The sequence below is a fragment of the Pseudomonas sp. TE12508 genome (assembly GCF_056279485.1).
Window position 1 is genome coordinate 24,431 of the sequence record NZ_JBWCCN010000021.1, and the last position, 20,890, is coordinate 45,320.

At 59.6% G+C, this 20,890-nt stretch carries 13 protein-coding genes and 1 pseudogene; all 14 read left to right on the forward strand.

Features of this window, described 5'->3' with window-relative positions; translation table 11 throughout:
• Positions 1–187: 187 nt before the first annotated feature.
• Positions 188–582, forward strand: a pseudogene (locus ACZ9IM_RS25700) (FAD-dependent oxidoreductase); the annotation flags it as partial.
• A gap of 196 nt (positions 583–778) precedes the next feature.
• On the forward strand, positions 779–2,155 hold the full coding sequence (locus tag ACZ9IM_RS25705; RefSeq protein ID WP_476225310.1) for an NfeD family protein: 1,377 nt from the start codon (positions 779–781) through the stop codon (positions 2,153–2,155).
• Positions 2,156–2,487: 332 nt separating this feature from the next.
• The gene (locus ACZ9IM_RS25710; protein ID WP_476225311.1) at positions 2,488–2,706 is read left to right on the forward strand and encodes a hypothetical protein; all 219 of its coding nucleotides are present in this window, start codon (positions 2,488–2,490) and stop codon (positions 2,704–2,706) included.
• 583 nt (positions 2,707–3,289) lie between these two features.
• Positions 3,290–4,420 (forward strand): cellulose biosynthesis protein BcsQ, encoded by a 1,131-nt coding sequence (gene bcsQ / locus ACZ9IM_RS25715; protein ID WP_476225312.1) that lies wholly within the window; start codon positions 3,290–3,292, stop codon positions 4,418–4,420.
• Complete coding sequence (gene bcsA, locus ACZ9IM_RS25720; protein ID WP_476225313.1) at positions 4,417–6,648, forward strand: UDP-forming cellulose synthase catalytic subunit; 2,232 nt, start codon at positions 4,417–4,419, stop codon at positions 6,646–6,648. The genes bcsQ and bcsA overlap by 4 nt, the downstream gene beginning before the upstream one ends.
• Positions 6,645–8,948 carry a cellulose biosynthesis cyclic di-GMP-binding regulatory protein BcsB gene (bcsB, locus tag ACZ9IM_RS25725; RefSeq protein WP_476225314.1) on the forward strand — a complete coding sequence of 768 codons (2,304 nt, stop codon included), beginning with the start codon at positions 6,645–6,647 and terminating at the stop codon, positions 8,946–8,948. Before bcsA ends, bcsB begins: the two co-directional genes overlap by 4 nt.
• A gap of 7 nt (positions 8,949–8,955) precedes the next feature.
• A complete protein-coding gene (gene bcsZ / locus ACZ9IM_RS25730; protein WP_476225315.1) occupies positions 8,956–10,197 on the forward strand; it encodes a cellulose synthase complex periplasmic endoglucanase BcsZ in 1,242 nt (413 codons plus the stop codon).
• The gene (locus tag ACZ9IM_RS25735; RefSeq protein ID WP_476225316.1) at positions 10,173–14,033 is read left to right on the forward strand and encodes a cellulose biosynthesis protein BcsC; all 3,861 of its coding nucleotides are present in this window, start codon (positions 10,173–10,175) and stop codon (positions 14,031–14,033) included. Before bcsZ ends, ACZ9IM_RS25735 begins: the two co-directional genes overlap by 25 nt.
• Positions 14,034–14,050: 17 nt before the next feature.
• Positions 14,051–14,719 (forward strand): SGNH/GDSL hydrolase family protein, encoded by a 669-nt coding sequence (locus tag ACZ9IM_RS25740; protein WP_218395123.1) that lies wholly within the window; start codon positions 14,051–14,053, stop codon positions 14,717–14,719.
• Positions 14,716–15,390 (forward strand): alginate O-acetyltransferase AlgF, encoded by a 675-nt coding sequence (locus ACZ9IM_RS25745; protein ID WP_476225319.1) that lies wholly within the window; start codon positions 14,716–14,718, stop codon positions 15,388–15,390. Before ACZ9IM_RS25740 ends, ACZ9IM_RS25745 begins: the two co-directional genes overlap by 4 nt.
• An 18-nt stretch (positions 15,391–15,408) precedes the next feature.
• Positions 15,409–16,818 (forward strand): MBOAT family O-acyltransferase, encoded by a 1,410-nt coding sequence (locus ACZ9IM_RS25750; RefSeq protein ID WP_476225320.1) that lies wholly within the window; start codon positions 15,409–15,411, stop codon positions 16,816–16,818.
• The gene (locus ACZ9IM_RS25755; RefSeq protein WP_427624742.1) at positions 16,818–17,978 is read left to right on the forward strand and encodes an alginate O-acetyltransferase AlgX-related protein; all 1,161 of its coding nucleotides are present in this window, start codon (positions 16,818–16,820) and stop codon (positions 17,976–17,978) included. The genes ACZ9IM_RS25750 and ACZ9IM_RS25755 overlap by 1 nt, the downstream gene beginning before the upstream one ends.
• Positions 17,979–18,116: 138 nt before the next feature.
• Positions 18,117–19,133, forward strand: a complete 1,017-nt coding sequence (locus ACZ9IM_RS25760; RefSeq protein ID WP_476225321.1) for an AraC family transcriptional regulator — start codon at positions 18,117–18,119, stop codon at positions 19,131–19,133.
• A gap of 365 nt (positions 19,134–19,498) precedes the next feature.
• Positions 19,499–20,845: an MFS transporter gene (locus tag ACZ9IM_RS25765; RefSeq protein WP_476225322.1), complete on the forward strand. Its 1,347-nt coding sequence runs from the start codon at positions 19,499–19,501 to the stop codon at positions 20,843–20,845.
• The last annotated feature ends 45 nt before the right edge of the window (positions 20,846–20,890 follow it).

Here is a 20,890-nt window from a genome sequence, read left to right on the forward strand (position 1 = left end):
GCGTGCCAACACAGTGTGGGCGACTGGGGGCAATTTGGGTAAGGCGCAGGCAATGTCCACGACGCCTTGTCGACGCCCTTTTGCCGCAAAGTACGCCCGGATCAGCCAAGTGCATACGCCCTACGGATACCAGATCCAGTGCCCGGCCACCGTTGCGTTCGATTAGAGCTAGCCAGGAGCGATCCAGATTCAGAATGGCACCATCACCGCGGTCAAGCCAATCGCGGCACCATCAAGTGCGGTTGCGCGGTGCAGGCGATTGCCGGGCACAGTTCCTTGCTGATGGCCAAGGCTGGGAACGGCTCGCCGATCCAGACCTTCCCGCTGCAAGCGATGGTCACTCAGCCGTTCAAGCCATTTCTCGATCCGCTGGTGAGCTCCTCCGCCCTGCACTGTTACGTGCAGCAAACCAGTCGTGGCGAATTGGTGTTCGGCGGCTCCGATCCCTACCCGCTGTTCAATACCCGCTCCACGCTCGATTTGAAGGAAAGCCTGCTGGCCCACGCCATCGAGATGTTCCCGCTCCTGGCCAACGCCAAACTGATGCGCCAATGGGCCGGGATCACCGACATGACCCCGGATTCTGACGGTTCACCAGCCGCATGATCGCTCTGATCGACCTGCCAACCAATGACGACAGGGCATGTCGTTCGAAATGTTCAGAATCGTCCCTATCTCCAGAGGCAATGGACTAACCTCCGCGCGTGCATCACCCATGACTGACTCAACTACGCTTTGAGTGAGGGTTGCTGGCTGTCATACCCGCACTGGAGGTCCCGTGAACAGTCACTGGTGGTGCCGCCTGCTCTTGCTAATAATACTGATCGGGTTACCGACGGGTTCGACGACGGCTGCAGGCAGTGTCGTGGTACTGACCGTCAACGATGCTATTGGTCCGGCCAGTGCCGACTACGTGGAGCGCGGCTTGGCGCGTGCGGTGACCGAGGGCGCGCAGTTGGTGGTCATCAGCCTCGACACCCCTGGCGGGCTGGACACCTCGATGCGCTTGATTATTAAGGCGATTCTGGCCAGCCCCTTGCCAGTGGCAAGTTTCGTCGCCCCCAGTGGCGCACGTGCGGCCAGCGCCGGCACCTATATTTTGTATGCCAGCCACATTGCCGCGATGACCCCCGGCACCAACCTGGGCGCTGCTACACCGGTGCAGATCGGCGGCCTGCCCGGGACTGCGCCCGAATCGCCGGGCCCACCCACCACCGACAAGAATTCTGCGCGTGAGCTGCAGGACACCATGACTCGAAAACAGATCAACGATGCGGCGGCTTACATCCGTGGCCTTGCGCAACTACGCGGACGCAATGCCGACTGGGCCGAACAAGCGGTACGTGAATCGCTCAGCCTGTCGGCCCACGAAGCGCTCAAACTCAAGGTGGTCGATTATGTAGCCAATGACGTGGCAGACCTGCTCAAGCAACTGGACGGCAAGAGCCTGAATGTCTCTGGTCAAATGTTGAAGCTGAACACCGCCGGGGCTGCACTCATCGACCATGCGCCTGATTGGCGCACACAACTGCTGGCGGTGATCACTAACCCCAGCGTGGCGTTGCTGCTGATCATGTTCGGGGTCTATGGCTTGATCTTCGAATTCATGAACCCAGGGTCGGGTGTTGGTGGGGTGCTCGGTGGCATCTGCCTGTTGCTGGGGCTGTATGCCCTGCAATTGTTGCCCGTGAATTACGCCGGGGTTGGACTGATCCTGCTAGGGATCGCCTTCATGATCGCCGAGGCGTTTCTACCGAGTTTCGGTGTAATCGGCTTCGGTGGGGTGGTTGCTTTTGTAGTTGGCGCAGTGATTTTGATGGACACCGATGTGCCGGGCTTCGGCATTCCGTTGACGCTGATCATCGGCATGGCACTGATCAGCGCCCTGTTGCTGATGACGCTGGTCGGCATGGCGCTCAAGGCCAGACGCCGTGCCTTGGTCAGCGGCGATGCGGGCTTAGTCGGCAGCCAGGCCACGGTGACGGGACTGCTGCCGGGTCTGCCGATGAGCGGCTGGGTGCAACTGCAGGGCGAAAGATGGCAAGTTCAGAGCCGCTCGCCCCTGCACCTGGGCCAGCAGGTCCGGGTGGTGGCGCGCACGGGCGTGATGCTGGAGGTCGTTGCGCTGGAGGAAACGCCATCGCGAGGAGATTGATGCGAGTTCGTGCTGCCAGTCCTGCTGTCCGAAGGCCCGCCTTATGCGGGCTTTTACCCGCGTTTTCGTATCCGCCCTGTCATGCCTTCGTCACACCCACCCTGCACAATGCGGTCAGCCAAAAGGATTTGGCCCCATCGACAGAGAGCCCGGCCAAGTGCCGGTTTTTTTCGTTCCAGCGACATGCTTTTCACGAAGTGCTCACATTACGGAGCGCAGATTGAACGGACAAAAGGATTTGACCCCATACAGAGAGCCCGCCATGCGCGGGCTTTTTGTTGTCAGCCATTCCCGCTGCTAAGCTTTCCACTCCCTCGAATGGAGTCGAAGCGATGCCCTCCCCCGAATACTCTCTCCCCGATGCTCTTGAACGCCTGCATCAGAACCAACTCGCCCTGGAGACTGCGCTGATGGAGCTGACCTTATTGGTTGAGAAACAACGCCATGCCGCGGCTGGCGACAACGTCCGCGGCGCGCTTCACACGATCGGTGAGAACGCCGAACACATCAAACAGGGCTTGGCCAAGCTGAGAGCCCAAGGCCCACACTGATCAAGGCAGCCCCAATGGAAAGGAGGGAACAGCCAAAGAAAGACTTTTCTTTAGACGCAAAAATGGACCTCTTTCCAGAGATCCATTTTTTTAATGCTTGGAGCGAAAACGAAACTCCCATCTAGCATTCGACATATTGAAACCCAAGGGGTTTCTTTTACTCCTGAAGCAGGAATGGATTTGTTTTCAAAGTGTATAAAGATTTTTGAAATCGCCACTACCCCTTTCAAATACATCAACTAACTTATTTAATGCCTAACCCAGCATCAAATCATTGAAGGCGGTCAACACTCCATCGCGCCCCCCCGAACAAACACGCCCATTACCCATCACACATCACACAGCCACCGAACCGTCATTATCAGACGCACTCTAACACTCCACACTTTCCACGAATGACATAACATCTTAATAACACTCAAATTAACATTAACAGGCCTCGCTGACTTTTTATAACAATCATTGACACCCAGACACAGGCACCCTAGATTAGTGGCACTCTGCCAACGCCAAGACGACGCATAAACTTTGTTAAGTTAATGGAATGCTGAGTTTCTGAGTTATTTCATTCCTGGTACAACGCATGAAATATGTTGACGACATTACAAAACTCTTTTCACGTTTTGGCGCCAATGCGCAGAGTTACCAGGAAATACAACCGAACTATAAAGATTTCAAAGACGACCCGGTTACACCTGTACTGGCTGAGCCAGAACCGTCGGTAGCCTTGCCTCCCCCAACATCAACGCCAACGCCCTCTGTGTTTTTACTGGACGAGCCACAGCCTTCTTTATTGATTGGCGCGCCCAAATCCCCTCCCCTGACCGAGCCACCTGCGAGTTCTGGTACGGGTGACCGTCAGCGATTGAGCGACCTGTTGCGTGAACTCAACCAGGTTCGTCGAGACGGTCTGCCAGAAACGACTCGCAAGCGGACCAGGGCGAAGGTCATTGCTATCGTTTCGGCGAACGGTGGGGTGGGTAAAAGCACCGTCGCCGCGGGCCTGGCAAAAACACTTCGGCGCCCTGGCGGGCGCACCATCGCGATTGATCTGGACCCTCAGAACGCGCTGTCCAGCCACTTGGGTATCACCCGGCAGGTTCCCGGGCTGATCCAGCTCAAAGAGCAAGGCGCAGACTGGGGCGCTCATCGCCTGCCGGGCTTTCGCGACAGTGAGTGCCTGCCCTTCGGCACTGGCGAGATGAACGATCGCCGCTTGCTCAGGCAATTGATGCTTGAAGATTCTGACTGGTTGAATCAGCACCTTGCGTCAATGAATCTCAGCGAAAACGATACCGTGATCCTGGACACGCCTTCGGGTGCGACCGTCTATTCGCAACAGGCACTCGACGCTGCCGACCTGGTGCTGGTGATGACGGTCGCCGACGCGGCTTCCTACCTGGCACTGGACACCATGACCCAGTGGCTGGAAACCACCCGACGACGCGCGCAGCGGCACCGGTATGTGCTCAATCAACGGGATGACTCGCGTTCGTTCAGCAGGGACATGGGCGTGCTGTTTGTGCGGCGGCTCGGCGCTGACCTGATCGGGACGATTCGTCTCGATCACCAGTTCAACGAGTCGCTGGCTTATGGTCGGGACCTCTTCCAGTACGCACCTGAGAGCATTGGCTGTCAGGACATTCTGTCGCTGTCAGGCGCGGTCCGTGCCCTGCTTTTCGCGGATGCTACCAACCAGCAGGGCACGCCATGACCGCACAGCTGAATCAGCTACCCGCAAAGACGTGGTGGTTGCAGGGGCTACTGGATACTTTCCAGGATCGCGTCAGTCGATGGCCCGTGCGTTGGCGCCAAGGCCTGAAGATCTCAGCCGGGCTGATCGCGGCATTGTTGGTGCTGGGCATCCTCACTGCGCCACTGAATCTGTATTCCCAGGCTGCGTTTGCCGCCGTCTGTTTTGCCGCCAGCCTGGTCATCCGCAAGCAAGCCGGGCGTCTGGCGATCCTGACCCTGATCACCCTCTCGCTGATCGCTTCGTTGCGTTACATGTACTGGCGCCTGTCCGACACCCTGAACTTCGACAACTGGCAGGATGCCGTATTTGGCTACGGGCTGGTGCTGGCCGAACTGTATGCCTTGCTCGTCCTGGTCTTCGGTTATGTACAGACCGCCTGGCCGTTGCACCGCAAACCGCAGTTTCTGCAACAGCCGCCCGCAGAATGGCCGACGGTAGACGTTTTCATTCCTACCTATAACGAATCATTGGGTATCGTCAAACTGGTGGTGCTCGCAGCTCAAGCCATTGACTGGCCCGAGGGCAAACTGCGGGTGCACATGCTCGATGACGGACGCCGGGAGGAATTCAAGGTTTTCTGTGAGCAGATTGGTGTCAACTACATCACCCGCGACAACAATCAACATGCCAAGGCCGGCAACCTCAATGAGGCACTCAAAGTCACCGATGGCGAGTTCATTGCCATATTCGACGCCGACCACGTGCCCACCCGCTCCTTCCTGCAGATCACCATGGGCTGGTTTTTAAAGGACCCGAACCTGGCGTTGCTGCAAACGCCGCACTTTTTCTATTCACCCGATCCGTTCGAAAAAAACCTCGATACCTTTCGCTCGGTACCCAATGAAGGTGAGCTGTTCTACGGCCTGGTGCAGGACGGCAACGACCTGTGGAACGCGGCCTTCTTCTGTGGCTCCTGCGCGGTCATCCGGCGGACTCATTTGCTGGAAGTTGGCGGCATCGCCACCGAAACCGTGACCGAGGATGCGCACACGGCACTCAAGCTCAATCGCCGTGGTTTCAATACCGCTTACCTTGCCGTTCCACAGGCGGCGGGACTGGCCACCGAAAGCCTTTCCCGACACATCAGCCAACGCATACGCTGGGCGCGGGGCATGGCGCAGATTTTTCGGACCGACAATCCGTTGTTTGGCAAAGGACTGAACCTGGGGCAGCGCATCTGCTACCTCAACGCCATGATGCACTTTTTCTACAGCCTGCCCCGCCTGGTGTTCTTGACCGCCCCCTTGGCCTACCTGCTTTTCGACGCGCAGATTTTCCATGCCTCGGCATTGATGGTCACGGTCTATGTACTGCCGCATATTTTCCATTCCAGCCTGACAAACTCCAGCATCCAGGGGCGCTTCCGCCATTCCTTCTGGAACGAAGTGTATGAGTCGGTATTGGCCTGGTACATCATGCGACCAGTGCTGTTGGCCCTGATCAGCCCTTCGCTGGGCAAATTCAACGTGACCGACAAGGGCGGCACCCTCGAAAAGGACTATTTCAACTGGAAGCTCGCGCGGCCTTACATCATCCTGCTGACCTTGAACATGATCGGTCTGGCGATCGGCGTGGTGAAACTGATCGGAAGTGATTCGGCCGAGGCCACTACCCTGCTGATCAACCTGGCCTGGACCGTGTACAACATCGTCATCGTCAGCACCGCCGTGGCGGTAGCCACTGAATCCTCTCAGGTACGCAACGAACCCAGAGTGCCCGCGGATCTGCCCGTGCGCATCTATCGCGAAGACGGCACCTGGTTCGATTGCGTAACCCGGGACTTCTCACAAAACGGCGTGGGTCTGGTACTGCCACCGCAGGTTCTGCTCAGCGTCAATGAGAAGCTGCGGCTCTGCATTCTGCGCACACCGCCCTCAAGCCTCTTTCCCGCAAAAACGGTCTTCAGCAACGACAACGTGGCGGGCGTGCAATTCGAGGCTTTGACTCTGCGCCAGCAAAGCGAGCTGGTGCGACTGACCTTTTCACGGGCCGATACCTGGGCCAACACGTGGGGTAATGGCCGCCTCGACGCGCCAATGTCGGCGTTGCGCGAGGTCAGCAGCATTGGCTTGCGCGCCATCCTGCGCTTGTTCGTAGCAACCTTAAAGGACAGCCAGGCGCTGCTGCGCAAACGCCCGGACACTCCATCACCTATCGACTCCACCGCGGACACGCAACGATCTTGAAGCCTTCCACTCGCCGGACCTTTCTTCCTCGTCGCTCACTCATGCTGATCACCTGCTCGCTAGTGGGCTGGAGCGGCTGGGCATTGAGTGCTGCCGCCCAAATCAACGCCACAGAGCCGGCGATGATGCCGGTTACAGCGTTGCCCGGGACCGATGCCCCGGGCAACAGCTATACCCGCACCCTCAAGGAGCTGGGCAAAAGCTATTCGATGACCCTTAAAGGCGTGGAGGCCACCGACAGTGTGAACTTCGATGTGCGCGCCGATGAAGTCGTCACGGCGGCGCAGGTCACGCTGCAGTACAGCTACTCACCGGCGCTGCTGGCTGACCTTTCGCAGATCAATGTGCTGGTCAACGATCAAGTGGCCGCCAGCCTGCCCCTGCCGAAGGAAGAAGCCGGTAAATTGCAGACCCGGACCGTGCAGATTCCGCCGCAGACCATCACCGAATTCAACCGGCTCAGCCTGCAGTTCATCGGTCACTACACGATGCAATGTGAAGACCCTTTGCACTCCAGCTTGTGGGCCCGGATCGGCAACGAGAGCCAGCTGAGCCTCCAGGTGTCCTCGATTAAACAGCCCAACGACCTGTCCGCCCTGCCGCTGCCTTTGTTCGATCGTCGAGACGCCTCGCCCCTGAAGCTGCCCTTCGTGTTCGCCACGCGCCCCGGCGGCCCTGAGCTTGAGGCCGCCGGTATCCTGTCGTCCTGGTTCGGCGCCCTGGCCAGCTACCGCGGCGCAACCTTCCCCGCCAGCCTCACCAGCCTGCCGGCCAAAGGCAACGCCGTGGTGTTTGTCAGCGGCAGCGAATCAACGACCATGAGTGGCTTACCGATCAAAGAGGCCACGGGACCGACATTGACACTCGTGAGCAACCCGAATGATGCTCAGGGCAAACTGTTGATCGTCTCCGGGCGCGATGGCGCCGATCTCAAGGTCGCCGCGACAGCGCTGGCCCTCGGTGGCTCGGCCTTTTCCGGGCAGAGCGTAGTGATCGACCGGATCGACTCGCTCAAGCCACGCCGACCGTATGACGCGCCTAACTGGCTGCCCTCCGATCGCCCGGTTCGCCTGGGTGAACTGGCCAAGCCCGCAGAGCTCAATGTGTCGGGTTATAACCCGGGACAAATGACGGTTGCGCTGCGCTTGCCACCCGACCTGTTCAACTGGCGTGAGCCCGGTGCGCAACTTGACCTGAAATACCGCTATACGCCGCAACCGGTCTCCACCAATTCCTCGTTGCTGGTCAACTTCAACGACACCTTCATCAAGTCGATCGATCTGCCCTCGATCGAGAAACTCGGCAACAGCGACAGCCTGCTGGCGATGCTCAAAACCGATGACAGTCTGGCCCGTACGTCGCGCATGCTGTTGCCACTCAATTCCGTAGCGCTGCAATCACGCCTGCAATTTCGCTTCATGTATGACTACATCAAACAGGGCGAATGCCGCGACATCATCATCGACAACATGCGCGGTGTGATCGACCCGGACTCGACCCTGGACCTCAGCCAATACGAACATTTCATGGCTATGCCCAACCTTGGGGTGTTCAAGGACAGTGGCTTCCCATTCACTCGCATGGCCGACCTCTCTGAAACATCGGTGATCCTGCCCAACGAGCCAGGCCCGGCCGATCTGAGCGCCTATCTGACCCTGCTGGGCCGCTTCGGCGACTCCACCGGTTATCCGGCCACCGGCGTGAAGGTGGTCCACGCCGACCAGGTGGCCGAGCAAAGCGACCGGGATTTGCTGGTGCTCGCCTCGGGCAACAATCAGCCGCTGCTTGCGCAATGGCAAAGCCTTCTGCCGGCCAAAGGTGAAGAGACTGCGCAGTACTTTGAACTGTCTGACCTGCCCTTGCGTGTGCGCAACTGGATCAGCCCGGATACGAAAGCCAATCTGCGTGAAGCGCGCAGCAGCTTCAGGTTTACCGCTGACGACGGCAGTGCTTATCTGACTGGATTCGAATCGCCGCTCAAGAGTGGCCGCAGTGTGGTGTTTATCGCCAGCGCAAGGCCCAACGGCTTGGCTGACGTAACCAACGCCCTGCTCAGCAGCGAAGAAAACGCCCGCGAGTTGCAAGGCAGTCTGGTGGTGGTCAGGGGCAAGCATGTCGAGTCGCTGGTCGCCGAGCAGGATTACTACGTCGGGAGCCTGGGCCCATTGCGCTATCTGCAGTGGTACCTCTCGCAAAACGTAGTGGCGCTCATGCTGTTCACCCTCCTCGGGATCCTGCTGCTTGCTTCGATGGCCTACCTGGCCCTGCGTTTACGGGCCAAACGTCGTCTTGGTCAATGAGCCGCGCATGCCTGTCTCGTCCATGAGCAGCGGGGGTATTTCACTTCGCCAGTGCCTGCGCGGTAACACGCGCAGGTGGGGCGCCGTGCTTGCGCTTGCCCTGCTGGCGCCTGCGATAGCGGCCGGGAAATCCTGTGAGTCGCCAGCCTGGCCACTGTGGCAAACCTATGCAGCGCGCTTCGTCCAGGCCGACGGCCGGGTTCTGGAATCGAGCCAGGAGAACAATCACAGCACCTCTGAAGGGCAGTCCTACGGCATGCTCTTCGCACTGATCGGCAACGATCAGCCACGCTTTGACAAACTCTGGCGCTGGACCTCAGCCAACCTCGCAGGCTCCGCCACCGCCACACGCCTGCCGGGCTGGTTATGGGGGCAAGGCACGGACGGTCAGTGGCGCCTGCAAGACGCCAATTCGGCCGCCGACGCCGACCTGTGGATCGCCTACGCCTTGCTCGAAGCCGCACGCCTGTGGCATCGGCCGGACTATCACCAGGACGCCCTGCACCTGATGGCGACGATTGAAGCGCAATTGGTCGTCAAACTCCCCGGGCTGGGCCTGATGGTGTTGCCTGGACCACAGGGCTTCGTCCAGCCGGACGCTCTCTGGCGCCTGAACCCCAGCTACCTGCCACTGCCACTGTTACGACGGCTGGCCAAGGAAGCACCCTCCGGGCCCTGGCAAGCGATTGCCAACAACACCGCGACGATGATTGCCCAATCAAGCCGCCACGGTTTCGTCGCTGATTGGGTCGGTTATCAAGGCACTTCAGCGCAATCGGGTGCCTTCACAAGCGACCCGATCCACGGAGACACGGGCAGCTACGATGCCATTCGCGTGTACCTCTGGCTGGGCATGAGTGATACCTCTGGACCGCTGGCAGCGCGCCTGCTCAAACGGCTGGACGGCATGGCCCGCAGCACTGTCGCAACGGGTTCTCCCCCGGAAACAGTCCAGGTTCTCCACGGCACTGTTCAGGGTCAGAGCCCGTTCGGATTCTGGGCTGCACTGATTCCCTACCTTGAGGCCAAGGGCCAACCCGGGTTGGCCGATCAGCAACGACGCCGCGTGGAACTCGCCTTGCACGAGGCACTGGCCAGGCCTGATACCGACGCCGGTCCGCCGCGTTACTACAACTTCATGCTCAGCCTGTTCGCCCTCGGATGGGCAGATAAACATTACCGATTCCGGGAAGACGGAACGCTGAAACTCTCCTGGGAGACCGCATGCACGCGCACCACCGCACGCTAGCCATCGCCGTCATGAGCGCATGGACGGCTGCTGCACACGCTCAAAGTCCGACACCACAGGCATTACTCGTCGAGCAAGGGCAGTACTGGCAGTTGCACAAAAACCCTCAACGCGCTGCGGAAGTCTGGCTGAAAGTCCTGCTGCTGGACCCGGCCCAGGTTGACGCACTGTATGGCCTGGGTTTGATTGGCGTGCAACAGGGCAAGCCACAACAGGCGCAGCAATACCTCGCCCGCTTGCAGGCCATCCAGCCCCCGCCTCGGCAGGCACTGCAATTGGCGCAGGACATCAGCGTGGCCCAACCGCAGAACCAGCAGCGTCTGGAAGAGGCTCGGCGCCTCGCCGATGCCGGTGAGCGTGACAAGGCGAGCGCCGTGTTTCGCTCGCTGTTCGATGGCCGCCCACCTCAAGGCACGATTGGCCGCGAGTATTACAACAACCTTGCCTTCAATCAGGCTGACTGGGCTGAAGCGCGCGGCGGATTTCAGCGCCTGCAACGTGAAATGCCCAACGACTCGATCGTCGCGCTGTTTTACGCCAAGCATTTGGTGCGCCGTGAAGACAGCCGTGCCGAGGGTATTCGCGCCCTGGCCGCGCTGACCCAGCGTGCCGACATTGCCGGTGATGCCGACGAAAGCTGGCGCCTGGCGCTGACCTGGATCGGTCCGCCCAATCCGGCGCAAGTGCCGTTGTTCGAGGCGTACCTCAAGACGCATCCGGATGACGTGGAAATCCGGGCGCAGATGAACAAGGGCAAGCAACAGGTGGCAACGACGGCCAGCAAGGAATGGCAACCGCCTGCCGAAGTCGCGCGCGGCCTGAAGGCGCTCAAAGAAGGCGATCAGGCCTCCGCCGAACAGGCTTTTCAAGCACGCTTGAAAACCCGGCCCGACGATGCTGACGCACTGGGTGGCCTTGGGGTTATTCGCCAGCAGCAACACCGACTGGCCGAAGCGGAAAAGCTCTTGAGTCAGGCCACGCGACAAAACGACGGCAGCCGCTGGCAAGTTGCGCTGAACGAAGTGCGCTACTGGTCAGCGTTGCAGCAGGCCCGCGACGCCCAGGCCAAAGGCCAGACAGCTCAGGCGCAGGTCTTGGTCAACCAGGCGCTGCGGTTGAATCCAAACGGGGTAGATGCTCGCCTCGCCCTGGCGGATATTCAGGCCGGCGCGGGCCAGTTCGATGACGCTCAGCGCAACTATAGGCAGATTTTGAACCAGCGCCGCGACGACCCTCAAGCACAGGAAGGGCTGGTCAATGTGCTGCTCAAGAGCGGCAAGAACGATGAAGCCCTGCAACTGATCAACAGCCTGCCCGCCACCGGACAGGCAAAGATCGGCCAGTCTGCGCGCCTGCAAGCCTTGCGCGCGACGCAACTGGCCGCCCTCGCCGAACAACGCAACGACCTGCCCGCTGCGCGCAACGCCTTGCAAGACGCACTGCGCGTTGAGCCGGACAACATCTGGACACGTTTCGCCCTGGCCCGTCTGAACCTGGCGATGGGCGAACCGCAAAAGGCTCGGGACCTGATCAACGCCATGCTCCAGGCCCGCCCCGACAATGCCGATGCGCTTTACGTCAGCGCCTTGCTCTCGGTGCAGATGGGTGAGTGGAAAGCCGCCCAGACAACGTTGGGACGCTTGCGCCCCGACCAGCGCACCCCGGACATGGACGCGCTGGCCGCTGATGTCAGCCTCAACCTGCAACTGCGCCAGGCGATCGAGTTGGGCAAGCGCGGCCAGCGCCAGGAAGCCCTGACCTTGCTCGATCGTATTCAGCCGACGGCCAACAACAGTCCCGATCGCATGGCGAGCCTGGCCTCGGCGTATGTCGACATCGGCGAGCCAACCCGTGCGCTGGCCCTCATGCGCGGCCAGTTGCAAAACACCACGGCGCCCTCGGCGGACTTCATCCTGCAATACGCGGCGGTCCTGCTTAAAACCGGAGAAGACGCACAGGTCAACGAGATTCTGCGCGACCTTCAGAACAGGCCCTTGAACGCACCGGCTCGCAAGCGTTTCGACGACCTGCTCTATCTCTATCGCATCCGCCAGGCCGACCAGTTGCGTGAACGAGGCAATCTGGCCAGCGCTTATGACACGCTAGCGCCCGCACTGGCACAACGTCCCGGTGACAGCGCGGCTGTCGCGGCATTGGCGCGGATGTACTCGGCCAACGGCGACACGGCAAAAGCCCTCGAACTCTACAAACCGCTATTACAACGTCAGCCAAACGACCCACAACTGCTGTTGGGTGCCGCCGACGCGGCGGTGTTGGCACAGGACACGGCCTTTGCCGAACAGGCACTGCAACAGCTGCTCAAGATAGAATCCGGCAACCCTCAAACGCTGACAGAGGCCGCCCGCCGCTACCAGAACATGGGCCAGACCGGCACGGCGACCGATCTGCTGCGCAAAGCGGTGGCCATTGAACAGAGCGAGAAACGCAGGAACCAGGGAGGCCAACTGGCCGGCTCGACGGTGGCGCCCAACCCTTTTGCCGGGGTGTCGGGTCCACGTAGCGAGGTCAGTCGCGACACCTTGCTGGCAGCGATCCCGCCACCGGTCCAGGAGATGCCGGGCAGCGTGAAGTCTTACACCCCTTTTGGCATCGACGCCCCGCCACGGCCACAGCAGGCAAGCAATCGATTCGAGTCGCAGCTGCCGCGCGCAGCACTGGTGAGCGAGGACATCAGCCCCGCGCAACTGGCACTGAATAAAATCCTCCAAGAGCGCAGTGCCTACGTCACCCAGGGCGTGAGCATTCGCAGCAACAACAGTGAGTCGGGGTTGAGCAAACTGACCGATGTTGAAACACCGTTGGAAATCAATATCCCGCTGGATGAAAGCCGCGTCGCCCTGCGCGTGACGCCGGTCTCGCTGAACGCTGGCAGTGTCAGCGGCGATGCACTGTCGCGCTTTGGTAGCGGTGCGCAGAGCGACGGCGTCGGCTCGCAAAAAGCCGAGGGTGTCGGCCTTTCCGTCGCTATTCAACGGCCTGCGGATGGGTTCAAAGCTGATCTGGGCACCACCCCGCTCGGCTTCAAATACACCACCGCCACTGGCGGCATCAGCATTGATCGCCCCGTGAGCGACTCCTCTAATGTCCGTTACGGCGTGAGCGTTTCCCGGCGTCCGGTGACTGACAGCGTCACCTCGTTTGCCGGCACCACGGACAAACGCAGCGGGCAGTCCTGGGGCGGCGTGACCGCCAATGGCGGGCGTGGCCAGTTGAGCTTTGACGACAACGAAGTCGGCGCCTATGGCTACGCCTCCTGGCACCAGCTATTGGGCAACCATGTCGAGTCCAACAGCCGCAGTGAGCTGGGCAGCGGTGTCTACTGGTACCTGCAAAATGCAACGGACAGCAAGCTGACCGTCGGCCTGAGCATGACCGGCATCAGCTACGCCAACAACCAGGACTATTTCACCTATGGCCACGGCGGCTATTTCAGCCCGCAGACGTTCTTCGCCCTGGGCATTCCGGTGACCTGGGCACAACGCACTGGGCGCTTGACGTATCAAGTCAAAGGCTCGGTCGGCGTGCAGCATTTCGAGCAGGACAGCGCCGACTATTTCCCCAACGACAAAGCCCTGCAAGCGGCCTCGGGCCTGCGCTACGAAGGGCAAAACAAAACCGGGATCGGCTACAGCGTCGCCGCGGCGGCTGAATACAAGGTCGCTTCGAACTTCCTGCTGGGCGCCAATCTGGGCCTGGATAACGCCCACGACTACCAACAACTCAGCGGTGCCCTGTCTTTGCGCTACCAGTTCGAAGACATCAGCGGCCCCATGAGCCTGCCGGTCAGCCCGTATACCTCGCCTTATTCCAACTGATCATTCTGGAGCTTTCGATGCCCACTTCTGCCCTTGCCGGCCTGTCCCTCCTTGTTCTTGGGGAGAGCCATATGAGCCTCGCGGACCATTTGCTGGAGCCGCTGCACGACAACCTGACTCGCCAAGGCGCACTGGTTCATTCCATCGGTGCCTGCGGTGCCAGCGCCGGTGACTGGCTGATCAGCAAAAAGGTCGACTGCGGCGCCGAGCGCAAAGGCAACGACAAGATCGTGATCAAAGGGCGCGAGGCAACCACCACACCGATCCAGGACCTGATCGCCGCCGACAAACCCGACCTGGTGGTACTGGTCATCGGCGACACCATGGCGTCCTATGACAAGCCAGTGTTTCCGAAGGCCTGGGCATGGCAAAGCGTCACCGGACTGGCCAAGGCCATCGCGGCCACCGGGACCCGTTGCGCCTGGGTGGGCCCGGCCTGGGGCAAGGCCGGTGGCATGTACCAGAAGAATGATGCCCGCACCCAGTTGATGTCTCAGTTTTTGGCCGCGAACGTCGCGCCTTGCACCTACATCGATTCGCTGACGCTCTCCAAACCCGGGCAGTGGGTCACCACCGATGGGCAGCACTTCACCGTCGCCGGTTATCAAGCATGGGGCACTGCGATTGGCGGTGCGTTGGCCAAACTGCCCGCCAACACCGTCAGCAGCACAGGAGCCGGCAAATGAGCCGATACGCATGTGGCTGGGCGCTGTTCGCGCCCTTGATGCTGAGCCTGCACGCCCAGGCCGCCGACATTGCCCTGTACCCGACAGGCCCGGATCAGGACTCGGCCTTCCTGCGCTTTATCAACGCTGCTGACCAACCGTTGCAGCTGCTGGCCGAAGGCTCACAGGCCAGCCTAAGACTCGAGGGTTCGAATGCCGTGTCCGACTACCTGCCCGTCCCCGCCAACCAGGCGATCAAGGGCACCCTGGAACGCAACGGCAAAAGCCAGCCGCTGGACATCCAGGTGGCAGCAGGCGAATTCGCCAGCGTGATCGCTTTGCCAGACAACGCTCAAGGTATCCGCCAGGTCGTCATCCGTGAGCAACCCGACGACTTCAATAGCCTGAGAGCCTCGCTGGCGTTTATCAGCGCCGACCCAGCGTGCGCCCAGGCTGGTTTGCGCGCTGCGGGGAAGAACGCCGGCCTGTTCAAGGAGGTGGCCGACGGCAGCGTGCAACGCCGAGCGATCAACCCGGTCAGCCTGTCGGTTCAATTGGTCTGCGCCCAAACCAACGTCGGTGCCCCGCTTGACTTGGGCCAGCTCAAGGCCGGCGAGCGCTACAGCGTTGTGCTGCTACCTGGCGCAAAGGGTCCGCACCTGTTGCTCGCGACTGACGTCCTGGCCCACTGATCGGATCGCGCCACCACCATGGTTTTTGCCTCTCTCGAGTTTCTGACGTTGTTCCTGCCGCTGTTCTTGTGCACTTATGCAGTGTGCCCAGCCGCCTGGCGCAACGTCACGCTACTGATCGGCAGCTGGCTGTTTTATGGCTGGTTGAGCCCCCGGTTCCTCGCAGTGCATGTGGTGCTGACGATCACGGCGTGGGCCGGCGGTTTGCTGATTGACGCCTCGCGGGAAAAAGGCACGGGCCGCGTGCGGCTACTCGTGATGCTGATCGTGCTCAACACGGCGGTGCTGTGCTGGTACAAGTACGCCAACATCGTCGCCGGCACGTTGATCGATGCCGTCACCTGGTATGGCGCCATGCCGCTGGACTGGCAGCGGGTCATCATGCCGGCCGGGCTATCGTTTATCGTATTGCAGGCGATTTCCTATCTGGTGGATGTCCACCGCCGCACCGTGCCGGTCGAACGCAGCTTCATCAATTACGCCACCTATATCTCGATGTTCGGCCACTCGGTCGCCGGCCCCATCATTCGCTATGACTGGGTTCGGCGTGAGCTGAATCAGCGTCACTTCAACCTGCAGAATTTCTCGCTGGGCGCACGCCGGTTCATGGTCGGGATGAGCATGAAGGTGCTGGTGGCCGACACCCTGTCGCCGGTGGTCGATGTGGCGTTCAGTTTGCCAAACCCCAGCTTCTCCGACGCCTGGGTTGGCTGCCTTGCCTACTCCCTGCAACTGTTCTTCGACTTCGCCGGCTACAGTGCCATGGCGATTGGGCTAGGACTGATGCTGGGATTTCACTTTCCCGAGAACTTCGACCGTCCGTATCTGGCCAACAGCATCCAGGACTTCTGGCGTCGTTGGCACCTGTCGTTGTCCAGTTGGTTACGTGACTATTTGTATATTTCGCTGGGTGGCAATCGCAACGGCACCTGGAAAACCTATCGCAACCTGTTCCTGATCATGGCCATCGCCGGCCTCTGGCACGGTGGCGATAGCTGGAATTATCTGCTGTGGGGCAGCGCCCATGGCATTGCGTTGTGTGTGAATCGTGCCTGGAACAGCTCTACCCTGTCCCCGGTACCGCCGGTGCTTTCCCATGGGCTGACACTGCTGTTCGTTTGCCTGGCCTGGACACTGTTCCGCGCCCCCGACTTTCACAGCGCGCTACGCCTGTATGCCGGGCAGTTCGGCCTGCAGGGCATCGCCCTCGGTGATGAACTGTCCGCGACCCTGCGCCCGGTACACGGCCTTGCGGGCTTGCTGGGTGTGTTCGGAATCGTCGCACCGCTGCTGCGCCCTTACTGTGAGAAACAACTGGGCGGCATTGCGTTTTACACCGCCGCTCTTTGGCCCATCGCCGGTTTAATGCTGTCGTTCGCACTGATCGCCAGTCGCGAAACCGTACCCTTCCTGTACTTCCAATTCTGATGACGAACCTAAAGCACACCCCGCCCCCCACTCCGCCAGATGATCTGGCGACACGCAGCAGTCGGTTGGCAGGCGTGGCGCTGCTGATATTCCTGTTCGTCGGACTGCTGTCCTCTGGCCGTCTGATTGTCTCAGGGCAAATCTCGCTACCCGATAAAGTGCTGCCCCCGCAGATTCTTGACGGCGATATCACTCATCGGATCGCCAAGGAACTGTCGAACGCTCAACTCCCCACGACCTTCGCCGAGCTGGAGCGCGGTGCCAGTTGGCTGCTCCTCGGTGACACCGGGCCGAGGGTTCGCTCGGGTTGTCCTGACTGGTTGTTTTTGGCCGATGAGCTCAAGGTCAATGATCAAGCGCAGCGCAATGCCGATGCCAAAGTCCAGGCGGTGATTGATCTGAAGCAGCAGCTCTCCCAACGTGACATCAGCCTGCTGGTGGTCATCGTTCCAGACAAGAGCCGCATCGCTTCCGGGCAGCGTTGCGCACTGCACCGTCCAGCCGTTCTCGAAGGGCGCATCCAGACCTGGGCCTCGAAATTAGATGGGGCTGGTGTATCGAATCTGGACCTCACCGGTGCGCTGACACCACTGGGGGCCAGTGCCTGGTTGCGCACCGATACGCACTGGAGCGAATCCGGTGCGAAGGCGGCGGCCGATGCCATCACCCAACGCCTGAAGACCCTGGGCATCAGCGCAACGCCACGCAGGTCGTTCAACGAAAGTCATGCCCCGCTCGCGGTACGAACTGGCGATCTGGTCCATCTGGCGGGCATCGACTGGCTGCCGCTCAACTGGCAACCCGCACCCGAAATGGTCGCCCAAACCAACACCCACGAACGTCCCGCTGCGTCAGCCGACAGCCCTGATACTGAGGCAGACCTTTTTGGCGATGCCGACCTCCCCAACACCGCGCTCATCGGCACCTCATTCTCGCGCAACTCCAACTTCGCAGGATTTCTGCAGCAGGCACTGGGCGCCCCCGTGGGTAACTTCGCCAAAGACGGCGGAGCGTTCTCTGGCGCTGCAAACAGCTACCTCAACAATCCGGCCTTCAAAGAAACGCCGCCCAAGCAAATCATTTGGGAGATCCCGGAGCGGGACCTGCAGACGGCTTACATCGACCCCATTGCCTCTGATTTTAAAGTCACCAGCGAGTAGTTGACGCCTTCTGATGCGTGACGAGCAATGGTCAAAGCCATCAGCTTGCATGAGCGTTTTGGCCAAAAAATCGTCTCGCTGGCGAGATAACTGCGCAAGCAATACAGTGAGTAACGGTCACACATCCACGGAGAACTTATGGCGAACATCCTGGACAAAGGAACAACGTCAATCTCACTGGTGCATGAAGCTCTTCATAGCGCTAAGCAACGAGGCATGGATCTGGCCCTTGCGCTAGCAAATGCGGACATAGACCCTCAATTGCTTGATGCCCCAAGAGCTAGAGTTTCAGCTGTTTCTTTTGCTCGTCTGTGGGTGGAACTGGCAGACCTGCTGGATGACGAGTTTTTCGGCATTGATAGTCATCCAATGCGCCGAGGCAGCTTCAAGCTGATGTGTCACGCGCTACTCGATTGCTCAACCTTGGGACAGGCTTTACCTCGGATGCTCTCGTTCTTGCGGTTGGTACTCGATGACATTCATGGCGAGCTATACGTCAAGGAAGACCAAGCGTTTATCGTCCTGCAGGATCAGGGGATATTGCGACGACTGTTTGCTTACGGCACCTGGTTTATCTTGGTACATGGCCTGTCATGCTGGCTTGTAAACCAACGGATTCCATTGCAGACGCTCAGTTTCAGTGCTCCAAAGCCCGACGACGAAAGCGACTACCGAATGCGTTTTTGTGAGGATATTCAATACGATGCGTCAACGACCGCTGTGAGCTTTGACAAAAAATTCCTGGACATGAAAATTGCGCAGTCGACCACAACCCTTAGCGCGTTTCTAAAAGAATCCCCTGCCAGTCTTTTGGTGAAGTATCGCAACGACGACAGTATCAGCGCACAGATAAGACGACACTTGCGAGGGCTGAGCCCAGACAAATGGCCCGAACGGGATGACCTGGCACTTGTGCTGCGCATGTCCAACTCGACACTTCAGCGCCGGCTGCAGTCAGAGGGCACCCATTATCAGAATCTCAAGGACGATCTGCGTCGCGACATGGCCATTGATCTGCTTTCGCGTGGAGATATGACGGTTACGGAAGTCGCGGCAGAAACCGGCTTTCAGGAAACCAGCGCCTTTCATCGAGCGTTCAAGAAATGGACAGGCGTCAATCCAGGTGCCTATCGACGCCATCATTTAGATGAGTGAAGTCCACCAAGTGGCAAACTCGCTCTACTCCCACGCGTATTAGCCGCTAGCCAGGAGCTCGTCCCTGGCATTCGCTATCACCACCCTGTCCTCACACCGCAGCGGGTTCACTCGGCGCTCTTGCGACATGCCCAAACAGCTCACATAAGTTGGTGCGGCCAGGCATGGGCGGCGCCAAATCGCCTACCTAGAATGACCGCAAATGGCTTCCCTACGAACGCCAGTCGCTAGAGGTCAACAATTCCAGAATCGAGGTTGCGGTGGTCAGTGAGTACCCCAATGGCTAACCGCTTGGGGGAAAGCAACCCTGATGTACCTAAGCAAGTGCACTTCACCAACAAAAATAAAATTGAAGGAGACACGATATGCAATCAGTGAACGTCTACACGCTCGCGGGCGAATCAAAATTCAACGGATTTCATCGACTGATTCTTTTCTGGTGCGTGCTGATTCTGATCATCGATGGTTATGACCTCGCCGTAGTCGGCGCTGCACTTCCCGCCATCATGCAGGACATGGGAATTGACGCTACAAGCGCTGGTGTCATGGCCGGGTCGGCCCTGCTCGGGACAATGCTGGGCGCTATCTTTCTGGGCACCTTAGCCGACCGTATCGGCCGTCCTAAAATGATCGCCATCTGCGTAGCGTTGTTCAGCCTGTTCACAGCGGCTGCGGGGCTTACCAGCGACCCAATCAGCTTCAGCATCGCCCGCTTCATCGCCGGGCTGGGGATCGGTGGCGTCCTTCCGATCGTCACCGCACAGATGGGCGAGTTCTCGCCAGCGAAACTTCGTACCCGGCTGGTGACCTTAGTGTTTGCGGGTTACTCCGTGGGCGGCATTCTGGTCGCGCTCACGGGCAAACAACTGATCGAAAGTCATGGTTGGCAGTCCGTCTTTTACGTCGCAGGCCTACCCGTCCTGTTAATCCCGCTGATTCTGAAGACCCTGCCAGAGTCCATGGCGTACTTGCTCAAACAAGGCCGCCAAACGGAACTGCGCGCCATCGTCAAAAGAATCAATCCCGCTTATCCGCTGAGTAGTGACGCTGTACTCGCGGGCAATCCTGCCGAGACAAAAGCTTCGCTCGACAGTCCGATCAAAGGGCTATTCAGCGAGGGTCGCGGGTTCAGCACGGTCATGATCTGGGCTGCATTCATGACGGGTCTGTTCATGGTCTACGCGCTCAATTCCTGGTTGACCAAATTGATGGCAATGTCAGGTCATAGTCTTGGCTCGGCTCTGAACTTCGTCATCGTGTTCAACGTGGGAGCGATTGTCGGTGCGATTGGAGGCGGATGGCTCAGCGATAAATTCAACATCAAGTATGTGCTGATTACATTCTACCTCGTGGGAGCAGTGGCGCTCACCGTGATGGGCTTTACACGTTCAACCGAACTTTTGTTCGTGGTCGTATTCATTGTTGGCGCCTCAACACTCGGAACTCAACTGATTGCCTACGCCTACGCAGGGGATTTCTATCCCACTCCAATCCGTTCGACAGGCGTGGGCTTCGCGTCTGGAGTTGGCCGAATTGGCGCAATTATCGCGCCGGTACTAATCGGCTGGCTCGTTTCACTGGCCTTGCCACTTGAACAAAACTTCATGGTGATCGCCCTCGCAGGCCTCATAGGCGCCTTGGCGGTCACGTTCGTAAACCAGGCACATGCGGACTCCACCCAGGTCAGCAAAGCGCCAGCCTTATCACGCTGACAGACTGCTAGCCGTCTTCATGTTCCTGACCATCTGGCTTGAACA

What these genes read in the sequence shown, in the direction of transcription:
- ACZ9IM_RS25710 (WP_476225311.1), top strand. Translation starts at nt 2,488, where the DNA reads ATGCCCTCCCCCGAATACTCTCTCCCCGATGCTCTTGAACGCCTGCAT.
- bcsQ (WP_476225312.1), top strand. Translation starts at nt 3,290, where the DNA reads ATGAAATATGTTGACGACATTACAAAACTCTTTTCACGTTTTGGCGCC.
- bcsA (WP_476225313.1), top strand. Translation starts at nt 4,417, where the DNA reads ATGACCGCACAGCTGAATCAGCTACCCGCAAAGACGTGGTGGTTGCAG.
- bcsZ (WP_476225315.1), top strand. Translation starts at nt 8,956, where the DNA reads ATGCCTGTCTCGTCCATGAGCAGCGGGGGTATTTCACTTCGCCAGTGC.
- ACZ9IM_RS25735 (WP_476225316.1), top strand. Translation starts at nt 10,173, where the DNA reads ATGCACGCGCACCACCGCACGCTAGCCATCGCCGTCATGAGCGCATGG.
- ACZ9IM_RS25740 (WP_218395123.1), top strand. Translation starts at nt 14,051, where the DNA reads ATGCCCACTTCTGCCCTTGCCGGCCTGTCCCTCCTTGTTCTTGGGGAG.
- ACZ9IM_RS25745 (WP_476225319.1), top strand. Translation starts at nt 14,716, where the DNA reads ATGAGCCGATACGCATGTGGCTGGGCGCTGTTCGCGCCCTTGATGCTG.
- ACZ9IM_RS25750 (WP_476225320.1), top strand. Translation starts at nt 15,409, where the DNA reads ATGGTTTTTGCCTCTCTCGAGTTTCTGACGTTGTTCCTGCCGCTGTTC.
- ACZ9IM_RS25755 (WP_427624742.1), top strand. Translation starts at nt 16,818, where the DNA reads ATGACGAACCTAAAGCACACCCCGCCCCCCACTCCGCCAGATGATCTG.
- ACZ9IM_RS25760 (WP_476225321.1), top strand. Translation starts at nt 18,117, where the DNA reads ATGGCGAACATCCTGGACAAAGGAACAACGTCAATCTCACTGGTGCAT.
- ACZ9IM_RS25765 (WP_476225322.1), top strand. Translation starts at nt 19,499, where the DNA reads ATGCAATCAGTGAACGTCTACACGCTCGCGGGCGAATCAAAATTCAAC.